The 14885-nt window shown below is 51.7% G+C and carries 9 protein-coding genes; 5 read left to right on the top strand and 4 right to left on the bottom strand.

The features are described from left to right. Positions 1-47: 47 nt before the first annotated feature. A complete protein-coding gene (gene rcsC, locus MUG06_RS01655) occupies positions 48-2900 on the bottom strand; it encodes a two-component system sensor histidine kinase RcsC (RefSeq protein WP_243077524.1) in 2853 nt (950 codons plus the stop codon). 334 nt (positions 2901-3234) lie between these two features. Continuing rightward, a complete protein-coding gene (gene gyrA / locus MUG06_RS01650; RefSeq protein ID WP_243077523.1) occupies positions 3235-5910 on the bottom strand; it encodes a DNA topoisomerase (ATP-hydrolyzing) subunit A in 2676 nt (891 codons plus the stop codon). Between the two features lie 177 nt (positions 5911-6087). Here gyrA and ubiG point away from each other — a divergent pair, with 177 nt between their 5' ends. From ubiG to yfaE, 4 genes are all read left to right on the top strand, one after another. After that, positions 6088-6816 carry a bifunctional 2-polyprenyl-6-hydroxyphenol methylase/3-demethylubiquinol 3-O-methyltransferase UbiG gene (gene ubiG / locus MUG06_RS01645; RefSeq protein ID WP_243077522.1) on the top strand — a complete coding sequence of 243 codons (729 nt, stop codon included), beginning with the start codon at positions 6088-6090 and terminating at the stop codon, positions 6814-6816. A 468-nt stretch (positions 6817-7284) separates the two neighbouring features. Continuing rightward, a complete protein-coding gene (gene nrdA, locus MUG06_RS01640) occupies positions 7285-9570 on the top strand; it encodes a class 1a ribonucleoside-diphosphate reductase subunit alpha (protein WP_243077521.1) in 2286 nt (761 codons plus the stop codon). A gap of 77 nt (positions 9571-9647) precedes the next feature. After that, a complete protein-coding gene (gene nrdB, locus MUG06_RS01635; RefSeq protein ID WP_215846127.1) occupies positions 9648-10778 on the top strand; it encodes a class Ia ribonucleoside-diphosphate reductase subunit beta in 1131 nt (376 codons plus the stop codon). A 2-nt stretch (positions 10779-10780) separates the two neighbouring features. After that, positions 10781-11041, top strand: a complete 261-nt coding sequence (yfaE, locus tag MUG06_RS01630; protein WP_215846126.1) for a class I ribonucleotide reductase maintenance protein YfaE — start codon at positions 10781-10783, stop codon at positions 11039-11041. 53 nt (positions 11042-11094) lie between these two features. Here yfaE and MUG06_RS01625 read toward each other — a convergent pair whose 3' ends face one another. After that, positions 11095-12291 carry a nicotinamide mononucleotide deamidase-related protein YfaY gene (locus tag MUG06_RS01625; RefSeq protein WP_243077520.1) on the bottom strand — a complete coding sequence of 399 codons (1197 nt, stop codon included), beginning with the start codon at positions 12289-12291 and terminating at the stop codon, positions 11095-11097. A gap of 252 nt (positions 12292-12543) precedes the next feature. Then, entirely contained in the window at positions 12544-12855 is a 312-nt protein-coding gene (gene elaB, locus MUG06_RS01620) for a stress response protein ElaB (protein ID WP_215846125.1), read from the bottom strand. Between the two features lie 335 nt (positions 12856-13190). On the opposite strand from elaB, the gene MUG06_RS01615 reads away from it, so the two are divergent. Beyond that, on the top strand, positions 13191-14849 hold the full coding sequence (locus tag MUG06_RS01615) for a glucan biosynthesis protein (RefSeq protein ID WP_215846124.1): 1659 nt from the start codon (positions 13191-13193) through the stop codon (positions 14847-14849). The last annotated feature ends 36 nt before the right edge of the window (positions 14850-14885 follow it).

Raw genomic sequence — 14885 nt, 5'->3', positions numbered from 1 at the left:
CTGAAGGCGGTGCACTCAGCACCGCCTTTTCATTCTGCCCTACCGCTCTACCCTTCCCGCGCTTTCCGTACCCGATCCGCATAAATCGCTAACGTAACCTTCAGTACATCTAACGTCACCGGTTTCGACAGACAATTGTCCATGCCCGCATCCATACAGCGCTGCTTCTCCTCCGCTAAGGCGTTGGCCGTGACGCCCACTACCGGGAACACATGGCCCAACTGGCGTAAGCGCTGCGTCAGGCGATAGCCATCCATATTAGGCATGTTAACGTCGGTTAGAACGATATCGATCTCATTGCGGCTCAATACATTAAGCGCATCCACACCATCCTGAGCCGTTTTGACCTGATAACCTAATGTGCCAAGTTGTTCAGAGAGCAACATGCGGTTTATGGGATGATCGTCGACGATCAGGACCATAATGTCGTCGTTGTTTACCTTCTCCTCCACGGCACCGGCTAACAACAACGCATCTGCGGCTTCGTTTTCTACTGGAATACGGTAGATACGCGCCAGCAGCGTCGGCAACTCATGCAGCGTGGCGGTGCTGTGAACCCAACGTCCCGACTGACGTTCGCGCGGCATATCAGCATGCCCGCCGTCAAAGGTGATAACCGCACGCAATGGCGCATCCATTTCCAACTCATAATCGGCCAGCAGCACGTCGTCATTGCCCACTTTGCCCAGATATTCAGCCACGCGAAGGCCCTGCTGCTGCAACTGCCGCGTGATAAATTCGGCTAAGTACTCATTGCGCATCGCCAGCCAAATGGTTTTGTCTTGCATACCCTCCAGCAGTGGCGGCGAGGGTTGCTGACCTTGGTAGATCGGAATACGCACAATGAATTGGCTGCCCATGCCGGGTTCAGAATCGACCTCGATATCACCATCCATCATGTTGATCAGTTTTTCACAAATTGCCAGGCCTAATCCGGTCCCCTGGAAATTACGCTGCACGCCATTACCCACCTGGAAGAAAGGATCGAACAGCCGTGGCATCTCTTTCGCGGGAATGCCCACGCCGGTGTCGCGCACGCGGAACGCCAGATAACCGTCCAATACATAGGCATGCAGAATAATGCAGCCGGTATGGGTAAATTTGATGGCGTTGTTAAGAAGGTTAGAGATGACTTGTTGCAGGCGCAACGGATCGCCATCCAGCGCCTGCGGCACGTCGTGTTCGATGAAGCAATAAAGCGTCAGGCGTTTTTTCACCACCAGCGATAAGTAGTTGCCGACAATATGGGTGATCACTTCACGTGGCGCAAATGGGCGCGGTTCAATCTTCAACTGTTCCGATTCAATTTTCGAGAAGTCGAGAATGTCGCTGATGATCTTAAGCAGCAGGCTGGAAGAGTTATTCATTGCCGTGACCAGCGCATCGACACTGCTTGGCAATTTCTTGGTTTGTAGCAGATCGAGGTTGCCGATAATGCCATACAGCGGCGTACGCAATTCATGGCTGACCGTGGCGAGAAACATCGATTTGGACTGGCTGGCCTGCTCTGCCGCGTGCGCCATTTCCTGCAATGACTGCTCCATGCGAACACGCGCGGAGACATCCACCAACACGCAAATCGCGACGTTCTCATTGCGATAGCGAGAGTGAACAAAGCTGATTTGCAAGTTGGTATTGCTGCCGGTAAGCACATCGACAAAATTGACCTGTTGGCCGCCAATGATTTCGTTGAGTCGCTGGCGATCTTCTTGCGTCAGTAAGGTCAGATAGTTATGAGCCAGTTCATTGCTGAGGATGTTGGTGCCATCGCTGGTACGCAAAATACAGATGCCCACAGGCGCCGACGCGACAATTTTACGGTTGAACTGTTCATGTTCTTCCAGCCGATGCGCGTTCTCTTCAGCAGGCAGGAACATGCGGCGCTCAAACAGCCAGGCTAAGGTAAATAACAGCACCGCGCTAAAAATATTGAGCAGCAGTGCGTTGATCATCATCAGCTTTAATTGGTCAACCAGCACATGGGTGGAGACCGACCACACCACATTTAAGTCTGATGGCGGCAGCGGCTTTTTCAGGACTAACTGGCGATAACCGTCGAGATAACCAAACCAGGTTTTATCATCCGGCAGGTCATCCATTGAGAAACCCACGCCACCACGCCGTGAAGAGATTAACGGTCGATTATTCTCATCGAGAATAGTGGCTACAACAGGTAAATTGCCCGGCTGAATGAATTCATCCAGGCGAATATTTTGTTCAACACCCAACAATGCCTGCAGTTTATTCGCCACATAAACCGGCACCACCATATAGAAGTTGCCCACGCCCGGTTGGGTACTGTTATTAATCCAGTACATCGGATTACGTCGCTCTTCTTCATTGCTGTTGCGATAGCGCAGTACGTGTTCACGCAATGACTTTAGGCTGCGCTCACGATCAATATTGCTGCTGCCAATGGTGAAATCAGCAAGACACTGATTTTCACCACCGATAAAGAACACCCGATTGAGTTCATAAGAAGAGGCGAAATTACTCTTCCAGTAATTAATGTAATAACTCAAAGAATCCAACGAATTGCGCCAGGTATTACTCATTGAGGTGCAATCGCCATCGGAAAACAGCGGTGTGAATTGAGGCTGCGTTGATTTGCCGGGCATCATACCGGTTAAGACATCCAGCCCGTTGCTGGCATTGGTTAAGCGGTTTTCGGTGATGAATTTCAGCTCACGCATCATGTCTGCTGAGTGGCGAATATACCACTCTGTCAGGCCGTAATTACTGGCGAATTCCTGACGCACCTGACTCTCTTTATCGTGCAGTACACTGATGATGTAAAACGAGGTCAGTACCGCGCCTAACAACCAGATCAGAAGCGCCAGCGCTCTGAACAGGTAGCGCGAAATGCGAAGTGTAGTGCGAAATGAGACAGGATATTTCAAAGGAAACTCGCAGTTGGCAAGATTAATCGCATGATGAATTTGGAATGCCCATACACTAGCTTTATCACGCGAAAAAAGCCAGCCGGGTGCGGGTTTGCCGGGCTATTTGGGAATCTTTGAATGTGCTTTTAGACAATTTGCCCGTCGGGAAAAAATGCGGGGCAGCCGATCCGTTTGGATGCGGAGTTCCTTAGCAATGGGATACGCTTCTCCGCTGGATTTATTCGGATATAAAGTGACCCTCATTACGCTGAAAAATAAACCAAAAAAAACGGCAGGCCGGGTTTCCCCTGACCTGCCGTTGTTATGACGAACCTAACTTGCTGCGGAAAGATTACTCTTCTTCGTCAGCAGCCGGTGCGTCATCTTCGTCTTCAAGATCGGCTTCGTCGATATCGGCATTATCGATATCCGCTTCCGGTGCGATGTCTTCATCACCTTCCGCGACGCTACCGTCGATTGAATCCAGCTCTTCTTCTTCAACCGGCTCGGCAACGCGCTGCAATCCAACCACGTTTTCATCTTCTGCAGTACGAATCAGTATCACACCTTGGGTGTTACGGCCCACGACGCTGACTTCTGAAACGCGCGTACGTACCAGCGTACCTGCATCGGTGATCATCATGATTTGATCGCTATCGACGACCTGTAACGCACCAATGACCGGACCATTACGTTCGGTAACTTTGATCGAAATAACACCCTGCGTCGCACGCGACTTGGTTGGGTATTCCGAGTTAGCGGTACGTTTACCGTAACCATTCTGCGTTACGGTCAGAATCGCGCCATCTTCACGTGGCACAATCAGCGATACAACGCGATCGCCTTCCGCCAGCTTGATGCCGCGAACACCCGATGCAGTACGACCCATTGCACGCACAGCGGTTTCTGCGAAGCGCACCACTTTACCTGCGGCGGAGAACAGCATGGTTTCATCGCTGCCGTTGGTCAACGCTACGCCAATCAGTTCATCATCTTCACGCAGATTGACGGCAATAATACCGGCGCTACGTGGACGGCTGAACTCTTTCAACGCGGTTTTCTTCACGGTACCGCTGGCGGTAGCCATAAAGATGTTGAAGCCTTCAGTATACTCACGCACCGGCAGAATTGCGGTGATGCGCTCGTTGGCTTCCAGCGGCAGCAGGTTGACGATTGGACGACCACGTGCGCCACGGCTGGCTTCAGGCAGTTGATAAACCTTCATCCAGTAGAGGCGACCACGGCTTGAGAAGCACAGAATGGTGTCGTGGGTGTTAGCCACTAACAGACGATCAATGAAGTCTTCTTCTTTGATTCGCGCCGCAGATTTACCTTTACCGCCACGACGCTGCGCTTCGTAATCCGTTAATGGCTGATACTTCACATAACCCTGATGCGACAGCGTGACCACAACGTCTTCCTGATTGATCAGGTCTTCGATGTTGATATCCGCGCTGTTTGCAGTGATTTCAGTACGACGCTCGTCACCGAACTGATCGCGCATCAGCTCCAGCTCTTCGCGGATCACTTCCATCAAGCGTTCTGCGTTTTGCAGGATATGCAGTAACTCAGCAATCTGGTCAAGCAGCGCTTTGTATTCGTCGAGCAATTTTTCATGCTCAAGTCCGGTCAGTTTCTGCAGACGTAAATCAAGGATCGCCTGCGCTTGCTGTTCGGTCAGGTAATATTGACCTTCACGAATACCATACTGCTCGTCAAGCCATTCTGGACGTGCTGCATCATCACCTGCACGCTCCAGCATGGCTGAAACGTTGCCCAACGCCCATGACTGCGAGATCAGGCCGCTTTTCGCTTCCGCCGGGTTTGGCGCACGGCGAATCAGCTCGATGATAGGATCGATGTTAGCCAGCGCAATCGCCAGGCCTTCAAGGATATGCGCACGGTCGCGCGCTTTACGCAGTTCAAAAATGGTACGACGCGTAACCACTTCACGACGATGGCGAACAAAGGCTTCCAGAATCTCCTTCAGCGCCATAATCTTAGGCTGGCCCTGATGCAGCGCCACCATATTAATGCCGAACGAGGTTTGCAGCTGCGTCAGTGAATAAAGGTTATTCAGCACCACTTCACCCACCGCATCGCGTTTGATTTCGATGACGATGCGCATGCCGTCTTTATCAGACTCGTCACGCAGTGCACTGATGCCTTCAACGCGCTTCTCTTTCACCAGCTCCGCAATCTTCTCAATCAGGCGCGCTTTGTTCACCTGATAAGGAAGTTCATGAATGATGATGGTTTCACGGCCCGTTTTTGCATCTGCTTCAACTTCACCGCGAGCACGGATATAAATTTTGCCGCGACCGGTGCGGTAAGCTTCTTCAATGCCACGACGTCCGTTGATGATGGCGGCAGTCGGGAAATCAGGCCCCGGAATGTGCTCCATCAGCCCTTCAATGCTGATGTCTTCATCTTCGATATACGCCAGGCAACCGTTGATCACTTCGCGCAAGTTATGCGGCGGAATGTTGGTCGCCATACCTACCGCGATACCGGACGAACCGTTCACCAGCAGGTTAGGAATTTTTGTCGGCAGAACTTCAGGAATTTGTTCAGTCCCGTCGTAGTTCGGTACGAAATCGACGGTCTCTTTTTCCAGGTCAGCTAACAGATCGTGGGCGATTTTGGACATGCGTACTTCGGTATAACGCATCGCAGCAGCGGAGTCGCCGTCGATGGAGCCGAAGTTGCCTTGACCGTCCACCAGCATGTAACGCAGGGAGAAAGGCTGGGCCATACGTACGATGGTGTCGTAAACGGCGGAATCACCGTGTGGGTGATATTTACCGATGACGTCACCGACAACGCGGGCAGATTTTTTATAGGGTTTATTCCAGTCGTTACCCAGTTCGCTCATCGCGAAGAGTACGCGGCGATGCACCGGCTTCAGGCCGTCACGCACATCGGGTAAGGCTCGGCCAACGATGACCGACATGGCGTAATCGAGGTAAGAATTTTTTAACTCTTCTTCGATATTGACCGGTGTAATTTCTCTCGCAAGGTCGCTCATGGAGCCGCTATCCCTCTACTTAATCCCGGATTTTAAAGGTGCGAAAGTATATCACACTGCATTCATCTGGTGAACGTTAACCACCTATTTCACCCGCTTTTCCTTATGTCTGAGAGGTGCGCCGCAACGGCTTAAGCGTTTATACTCAGTCAACATTTTGTCAGGAGTTACGATTCAATGAATGCACAGCCGCAGAATCATCAGCAGAACGTCGATGCGCAGGAAATTGCCAAGTTTGAGGCCGTTGCCTCACGCTGGTGGGATCTCGAAGGTGAATTTAAACCTTTGCACCGCATTAATCCGCTGCGCCTTGGTTATATTGCGCAACACAGCAACGGCTTATTTGGTAAAACCGTGCTGGATGTCGGTTGCGGTGGCGGCATTTTAGCCGAGAGCATGGCGCGCGAGGGTGCCGTGGTTACCGGGCTGGATATGGGCGCAGAACCGCTGGAAGTGGCACGTATGCACGCGTTGGAAACGGGCGTGAAGCTCGATTACATTCAGCAAACCGTGGAGGATCACGCGGAAACCCACGCCGGAAAATATGATGTGGTGACCTGCATGGAGATGCTGGAGCACGTTCCCGATCCGCGCTCGGTGGTTCATGCCTGCGCGCGTCTGGTGAAACCGGGCGGCGAAGTCTTCTTCTCCACCATCAACCGCAACCCCAAAGCCTGGCTGATGGCGGTATTTGGTGCGGAATATGTGCTGCGTATGGTGCCGCGCGGCACGCACGATGTGAAAAAGTTTATCCGGCCCTCAGAGTTATTGGGTTGGGTAGATGAAACCCCGCTGCGCGAGCAGAACATCATCGGCTTGCACTACAACCCGATAACCAATAAGTTTCGTCTGGGCCGCGGCGTGGATGTGAACTACATGATCCACACGCGTCACAGCAAAAACTAATCTGTGTGGCGCGCAACCCGTTTGCGCGCCCGCTGTCATTTATACTCCTCCCCTTTGCTTAGCGAATCCTTTACCCACCGTTTAAATGCATAACCCGCGCTGATTAACGATACGTTTTTCGATCCACTGAGTGAGCCGCTAGTCCATAGATTGGAAAAACGTCAGTAATGAATGAAAAATCAGCGGTCGCTCAAGAAAGGGAATTTTTTATCAAACCGGTTGACACGATGGCGAGCCTTACAACACGCGGCCTAGGAAATTTCGCAAAAAAAACAAGCCCAGAATCATCATTTTTTCCTCTTGTTAAGCTGCAGCAAATTACTAGAATATGCCCCCATATTGTTATGAATTTCCCCCTGAACCCCTAGATGTAGTGTTTATCCACAACATTATTCACAATGAATATGCTGTGTATAAACCGGGATTTCTTTTAATTTTTGGATACTCACGCAAAGGTAAAAACGCGACATGAACCAAAGTCTGCTCGTTACTAAACGCGATGGCCGCCAGGAGCGCATTGACCTCGACAAGATTCACCGTGTGCTGGACTGGGCAGCTGAAGGGCTGAACAACGTCTCCGTTTCACAGGTTGAACTGCGTTCCCACATTCAGTTTTATGATGGCATCAGAACCTCTGACATTCATGAAACCATTATCAAGGCCGCTGCAGACCTGATCTCTCGCGATGCCCCGGACTATCAGTACCTCGCTGCTCGTTTAGCTATTTTCCACCTGCGTAAAAAAGCGTACGGCCAGTTTGAACCACCAAAACTGTATGACCAGGTGGTCAGCATGGTTGATAAGGGCAAATACGATAGCCATCTGCTGGAAGACTACAGCGTTGAAGAGTTCGAGCAGATGGACGCGTTTATCGACCATTGGCGTGATATGAACTTTTCCTACGCGGCGGTTAAGCAGCTGGAAGGTAAATATCTGGTGCAGAACCGCGTTTCGGGCGAAATCTACGAAAGTGCGCAGTTCCTCTATATCCTGGTTGCAGCGTGTCTGTTCTCCGGTTATCCGCGTGATACCCGCATGGATTACATCAAGCGTTTCTACGATGCGATTTCAACTTTCAAGATCTCACTGCCGACGCCAATTATGTCTGGTGTGCGTACGCCAACGCGTCAGTTCAGCTCTTGCGTATTGATCGAGTGTGGCGACAGCCTCGACTCTATCAACGCCACCTCCAGCGCCATTGTGAAATACGTTTCGCAGCGTGCCGGTATCGGTATCAATGCAGGCCGTATTCGTGCACTGGGCAGCCCAATTCGTGGTGGCGAAGCGTTCCACACCGGTTGTATCCCGTTCTATAAGCACTTCCAGACGGCCGTTAAATCCTGCTCTCAGGGCGGTGTTCGCGGCGGCGCAGCGACTTTGTTCTATCCAATGTGGCATCTGGAAGTTGAAAGCCTGCTGGTGTTGAAAAACAACCGTGGCGTTGAAGGCAACCGCGTACGTCACATGGACTACGGCGTGCAGCTGAACAAGCTGATGTATCAGCGCCTGTTGAAAGGTGAAGATATTACCCTGTTCAGCCCGTCAGACACGCCGGGCCTCTATGACGCGTTCTTCGCCGATCAAGATGAGTTCGAACGTCTTTACACCAAATATGAAAAAGACGACAGCATCCGTAAACAGCGCGTTAAAGCGGTGGATCTGTTCTCCTTAATGATGCAGGAACGTGCTTCAACCGGCCGTATCTACATTCAGAACGTCGATCACTGCAACACACACAGCCCGTTCGATGCCAGCATCGCGCCGGTTCGCCAGTCCAACCTGTGTCTGGAAATCGCGCTGCCGACCAAGCCGCTGAACGATGTTAACGACGAGAACGGTGAAATCGCGCTGTGTACGCTGTCAGCGTTTAACTTGGGTGCAATTGAAAGCCTGGACGATCTGGAAGAGCTGGCAACGCTGGCAGTTCGTGCGCTGGATGCCCTGCTCGACTATCAAGATTACCCGATCCCAGCCGCACAGCGTGGCGCAATGGGCCGCCGTACCTTGGGTATAGGTGTAATCAACTACGCTTATTATCTGGCGAAAAATGGCGTGCGCTACTCTGATGGCAGTGCCAATGGCCTGACGCATAAAACTTTCGAAGCGATTCAGTTCTACCTGCTGAAAGCCTCGAATGAGTTGGCGAAAGAGCAAGGTGCTTGCCCGTGGTTCAATGAAACCACCTATGCGCAAGGCATTATGCCGATCGACACCTATAAGAAAGATCTCGATACCATCTGCAACGAGCCGCTGCATCTGGACTGGGATGGCCTGCGTGAGCAGATCAAAACCCATGGCCTGCGCAACTCAACGCTCTCTGCGCTGATGCCGTCTGAGACCTCTTCGCAGATCTCCAATGCCACCAACGGCATTGAACCGCCACGCGGTCATATCAGTATCAAAGCTTCTAAAGACGGGATTTTGCGTCAGGTGGTACCAGAGTATGAGCGTTTGAAAGATCAGTATGAACTGCTGTGGGAAATGCCAAACAACGACGGTTATCTGCAACTGGTTGGCGTGATGCAGAAGTTCATCGACCAGGCAATTTCGTCGAACACTAATTACGATCCCTCGCGTTTTGCCAACGGCAAAGTGCCAATGAAGCAGTTGCTGAAAGATCTGCTGACGGCGTATAAGTTCGGCGTGAAAACGCTTTACTATCAAAACACCCGTGACGGGGCTGAAGATGCGCAGGATGACATGGCACCTTCAATCCAGGATGACGGCTGCGAAAGCGGCGCGTGTAAAATCTAACGGTCAGGCGGGAGCTTATCCCGCCTTAGTCATTTCACGGGACTCTTGCGCGTCCCGTCTACTTTTGGACAGTTTTTATGGCCTACTCCACCTTTTCACAAAACAAAAATGACCAGCTGAAAGAGCCGATGTTTTTCGGTCAGTCGGTTAACGTGGCGCGCTTTGACCAGCAAAAATATGACATTTTTGAAAAACTGATCGAGAAGCAACTTTCCTTTTTCTGGCGTCCAGAAGAAATCGATGTTTCACGCGATCGTATCGATTATCAGGCGTTGCCCGAGCATGAAAAACACATTTTTATCAGCAACCTGAAATATCAAACGCTGCTGGATTCGATTCAGGGTCGTAGCCCGAACGTCGCGTTGTTGCCGCTGATTTCGATCCCAGAGCTGGAAACCTGGATTGAAACCTGGGCGTTCTCCGAGACGATTCACTCGCGCTCTTACACCCATATCATCCGTAACATCGTTAACGATCCCGCGGTGGTGTTTGATGACATCGTGACCAACGAGCAGATCCTGGCCCGTGCGGAAGATATTTCCGGCTACTACGATGACCTGATCGAGATGACCAGCCATTGGCACTTGTTCGGTGAAGGTACGCATGAGATCAACGGCAAAACGGTTGTCGTTAGCCTACGTGCGTTGAAGAAACAGCTCTACATCTGCCTGATGAGCGTCAATGCGCTGGAAGCCATTCGCTTTTACGTTAGTTTCGCCTGCTCCTTTGCTTTTGCCGAGCGCGAACTGATGGAAGGCAACGCCAAAATCATTCGTTTGATCGCCCGTGATGAAGCGCTGCACCTGACCGGCACTCAGCACATGCTGAACCTGCTGCGCACCGGTGAAGACGATCCAGAAATGAAAGAGATTGCGGCTGAATGTCGTGAAGAGTGTTTTGAGCTGTTCAAGAAAGCGGCGCTGCAAGAAAAAGAGTGGGCGGAATATCTGTTCAGTGGCGGCTCAATGATCGGCCTGAATAAAGACATTTTGTGCCAGTACATTGAGTACATCACCAATATTCGTATGCAGGCGGTCGGCCTTGATTTACCGTTCCAGACGCGCTCTAACCCTATTCCATGGATTAACTCATGGCTGGTGTCTGATAACGTTCAGGTTGCACCGCAGGAAGTAGAAGTGAGCTCCTATCTGGTCGGCCAAATCGACTCTGAAGTGGGTGAAAACGACTTCGACGACTTCCAGCTGTAAGCATGAGTCGCTCCATCGTTATTCTGCGCACTTCCGGCACCCGGCTGGAGTGCGCAGACGATCATCCCAATCTGCTGGCAATGCTTGAAGCACAAAATATTTGTGTGGAATTTCAGTGTCGGGAAGGTTATTGCGGATCGTGCCGTACGCGCTTGCTCAAAGGCGAAGTGTATTACGCCGAAACGCCGCTGGCGTTTGTGGAACAGGGCGAGATTCTTCCCTGTTGTTGCCGAGCCAAAGGTGAGATTGAGATCGCGCTATAAACACAACGGGCGCCTTACGTAGGCGCCCGTTGTGCTTTAGTTTACTGGGTTATTTAACGCTTCACCGTTTCAAGAATATCAATCCAGCCGTGACCGGTGCTGACTTCGCTGCCGTGTAGCCAGCGGCGCAGCATGTTCATTGCCATCATCGCCACCACTTTCTGCCGCGTCTCCTGATTATGCCGTCCGTGTGTAAACTTCACTCGCTGTCCCCACGTCGCTTCAGGCGTATGCAGTGCGATAGCGACTTCCCCTTCTTCTAATGCGCCCACAGACAACGCCAGCGGCGTCTGCTGCCGTGCTGCCACGCTTGCTGTGCGTGTTACCTGATCTTCCAGTGTTTCAGCCTGCTGCGGCAGAACTTCTGCGGCACTGAGCGGCACCTCAGCTGAGGCTAGCTGCCAGTTCAGCAGACCCGCCGTGAATTGTTCACTGATCGCCAACTGCAGATCCCGATCTTTTAATTCACGCGCTAACAAGGCGGGAAATCCTTCGGTGCCTTCAAAAATGGTGCATTCAGCCAGTTGCAGCCGAACCTGTTGCCAAACCTGCTCCATCGCGATGCGCTGACTGGCCGGCCCGGTAAGTTTGATTTCTATGATCGGCATGGAAGAGCGATAACCCATCACCACACCTTCTGGCAGGGCCAGCGGTTCTAGCTCCGCTGCCAGATCGCTTTCGCCGCGACCAAAGGTGGTCAGGCGCAGGCAAAGCGGCGGTTCAGGCAGTTCAAACTTACTTTTCAAACGCGGAATGATTTGCTGCTCAACCATAGTTTTGAATTCAGAGGGTACGCCAGGCGTAAAGAACATCCAGCAGCGATTGAGCTGTAGCGCAAAACCGCAGGCAGTGCCGACGGGATTATCCAGCATCTCAGCATTGGCCGGTATTTCCGCCTGCTTGCGATTGCTCGGTGCCATGATGCGGCCTCGACTGGCAAACCAGGCTTCCATGTTTTCCAGCCATTCTTGCTGCATTTTGAGTTCTACACCGCAGGCTTTTGCTGCAGCTTGCGCGCTGAGATCGTCGCTGGTGGGGCCAAGCCCGCCATTAACAATCAATACGTCGGCTTCGTGACTGCGTGCCAGCAAAGTCTCAACCAGTGAATCCATGGCGTCGCCTACCGTGCTTCGACTGGTCATGGGTAAACCTTGCTGGAACAGCACATCGGCCAGCCAGGCCGCATTGGTATCGACGATTTGGCCATGCAGTACCTCATCACCGGTTGACAGCATCTCTACTCTAATCACGTATCGTTCTCCTTTTGCCGAGGGTTCCACTTTAGAAAGCCTGCCGACGAAACACAATCGATCGCATGCGAATAGGCGGTTTTAGTGTATAGCGGCAGAGTTGTGCCACATTGGCGGACAAAACAGCAGTCAAATCGTGAGGGGAATCTTTCGGGGTAAACATCATGATACCGACGCTGTGCGTGGGTCAAAGTGACAGGCAACATAAAGCAACGGCGGGAAAACCCGCCGTTTTATAACGTCTGACGCAGCTTAACGACGCGCCAGCAGCAGCCCAAGCACCAGCCCGGCGGTGGCGCCAATACCGATGCCTTTCCAAGGCTGTTCATGTACATAATCATCAGCGCGGTAAGCGGCTTGTTTGGCGCGATAATAATAGCTATCTGACGCCTGGCTGACGCGTGATTTAACATCATGCAGCGCCTGCTCCGCTTTAGTTTTGAGCTCAATGTATTTCTGGTCGGCCGGATCGCCCGATGACTTCAACACTTCTTCCAGCGTTTCTGTCAGCAGCGCTAAATCATCATCCAGGCCAGTCTCAAACGGTTCAGTCTCTTTTACCATTGTTTCCTCCGTGTACATTGCAAAGCAGTTCCTTAACTATAGCCACTAATTTGCGCTCTGCCGCTTTCACTTACCAGGAATCACCCGAGTTTTCATTTGTTAACGTGATTTTTCTTTTCACGCTACGCTTTTATCGATGCAAAGAAGTGCAAGCCAGGCGCGTCAGCCGACAATTTCCCTTCGCTTCTTTGATTAATCTGATAAATTTTGTTCGGACTGAATTTTTCAACTACCCGGCTGTCGTACCCTCCTGTTGCCTGCGATTATCAGGCCATGAAAGTGCATTTCGCACGACAGTCACGACAAACTCGAACAGCTAAGGAAAGATCTCTGGCATGAATCGAAGAATGTTTATGAAAGCGTCAATGGCCTTCTCCGCTGTTAGCGGTATGACTGGCCTGTCGACGCTGTTTGCGCAATCCGCCTGGGCAGAAGATGGCATTGCTGACGGAACCGCAGTACGCTTCGATTTCGACGTATTGAAGAAGCAAGCGGCCAGTTTGGCGAAGCAACCTTGGGGTGGCGCGCCGGGTGCGTTGCCTGAAACACTGGCTACGTTAACGCCGCAGGCCTACAACGAAATTCAGTACGATGCGAATCACTCCTTGTGGAACACCATTCCTGACCGCGAACTGGATGTGCAATTCTTTCACGTTGGCATGGGCTTTAAGCGCCGCATCCGTATGTTCTCGGTGGATGGCGATAGCCGCCAGGCCCGCGAAATTCACTTTCGCCCGGAGTTGTTCAACTACAACAATGCCAAAGTCGATACCAAACAGCTTGAAGGAAAAAATGACCTCGGCTTCGCCGGATTCCGTGCATTTAAAAAGCCTGAACTGGCACGCCGTGACATCGTTTCATTTTTAGGTGCCAGTTACTTCCGCGCCGTTGATGACACTTTCCAGTATGGTTTGTCGGCGCGTGGTGTAGCGGTAAATACCTTCAGCAACGGCCAGGAAGAATTCCCTGACTTCACCGCGTTTTGGTTTGAAACGCCGGATGCAGATGACACCACCTTCACCTGCTACGCCCTGTTGGATGGTGCCAGCCTGACTGGCGCATACAAGTTCATCATCCATTGCGAAGAGAAGCGCGTGGTGATGGAGGTTGAAAACCACCTGTTCGCGCGTAAAGAGATTCGTCAGCTTGGCATTTCGCCAATGACCAGCATGTTTAGCTGCGGCACCAATGAACGCCGCATGTGCAATACCTATCATCCGCAGATCCATGACTCCGATCGCCTGGCGATGTGGACCGGAAAAGGCGAATGGATTGCCCGCCCCTTGAATAATCCGCAGCGCCTGCAGTTCAACGCTTATGAAGATGAAAACCCACGCGGTTTTGGTTTGCTGCAGCTGAACCATGACTTTAAGGATTATCAGGATGTGATTGGCTGGTATGACAAACGTCCAAGCCTGTGGGTTGAACCGGTGGGAAAATGGGGTAAAGGTGCCATCAATTTGATGGAAATCCCTACTACCGGAGAAACGCTGGATAACATTGTCTGCTTCTGGCAACCCACCGAACCGGTAAAAGCTGGTAGCGAATTCAGCTTCTCTTACAAGTTGTACTGGAGTGGCTTACCACCGGTTCGCAGTGGGCTGGCGCGCGTTGATGCTACGCGTACCGGTATTGGCGGCTTCCCAGAAGGCTGGGCTCCGGGCGAACATTTCCCTGATACCTGGTGCCGCCGTTTTGCTATCGACTTCGTCGGTGGCGATTTGAAAGCTGCTGCGCCGAAAGGGATTGAACCGGTAATTACCGTTTCTTCTGGTACGTTTAAGCAGGTTGAGATTCTTTATGTCGAGCCGATCAATGGTTATCGCATTCTGTTTGACTGGTATCCCAACAGCGACTCAACCAAGCCGGTCGAAATGCGTCTGTTCCTGCGTACCAAGGATGAGACGTTGAGTGAAACCTGGCTTTATCAATATTTCCCGCCGCCGCCAGATCAACGTAAACACGTTGATGATCGGCAGATGACGCCGGGCTAAACAGAACGGCGAGGAACATTCCTCGCCGTTTTTTTA

The organism is Pantoea sp. MQR6, assembly GCF_022761075.1.
Classification (GTDB): domain Bacteria; phylum Pseudomonadota; class Gammaproteobacteria; order Enterobacterales; family Enterobacteriaceae; genus Pantoea; species Pantoea phytostimulans.
The sequence above is the reverse complement of the archived record's forward strand: the minus strand, read 5'-3'. Positions and strand labels throughout refer to the sequence as shown.

Bases quoted from the DNA above. Each gene is read 5' to 3' on its own strand.
- gyrA (WP_243077523.1), bottom strand. From the start codon at position 5,910: ATGAGCGACCTTGCGAGAGAAATTACACCGGTCAATATCGAAGAAGAG.
- ubiG (WP_243077522.1), top strand. From the start codon at position 6,088: ATGAATGCACAGCCGCAGAATCATCAGCAGAACGTCGATGCGCAGGAA.
- nrdA (WP_243077521.1), top strand. From the start codon at position 7,285: ATGAACCAAAGTCTGCTCGTTACTAAACGCGATGGCCGCCAGGAGCGC.
- nrdB (WP_215846127.1), top strand. From the start codon at position 9,648: ATGGCCTACTCCACCTTTTCACAAAACAAAAATGACCAGCTGAAAGAG.
- yfaE (WP_215846126.1), top strand. From the start codon at position 10,781: ATGAGTCGCTCCATCGTTATTCTGCGCACTTCCGGCACCCGGCTGGAG.
- elaB (WP_215846125.1), bottom strand. From the start codon at position 12,855: ATGGTAAAAGAGACTGAACCGTTTGAGACTGGCCTGGATGATGATTTA.
- MUG06_RS01615 (WP_215846124.1), top strand. From the start codon at position 13,191: ATGAATCGAAGAATGTTTATGAAAGCGTCAATGGCCTTCTCCGCTGTT.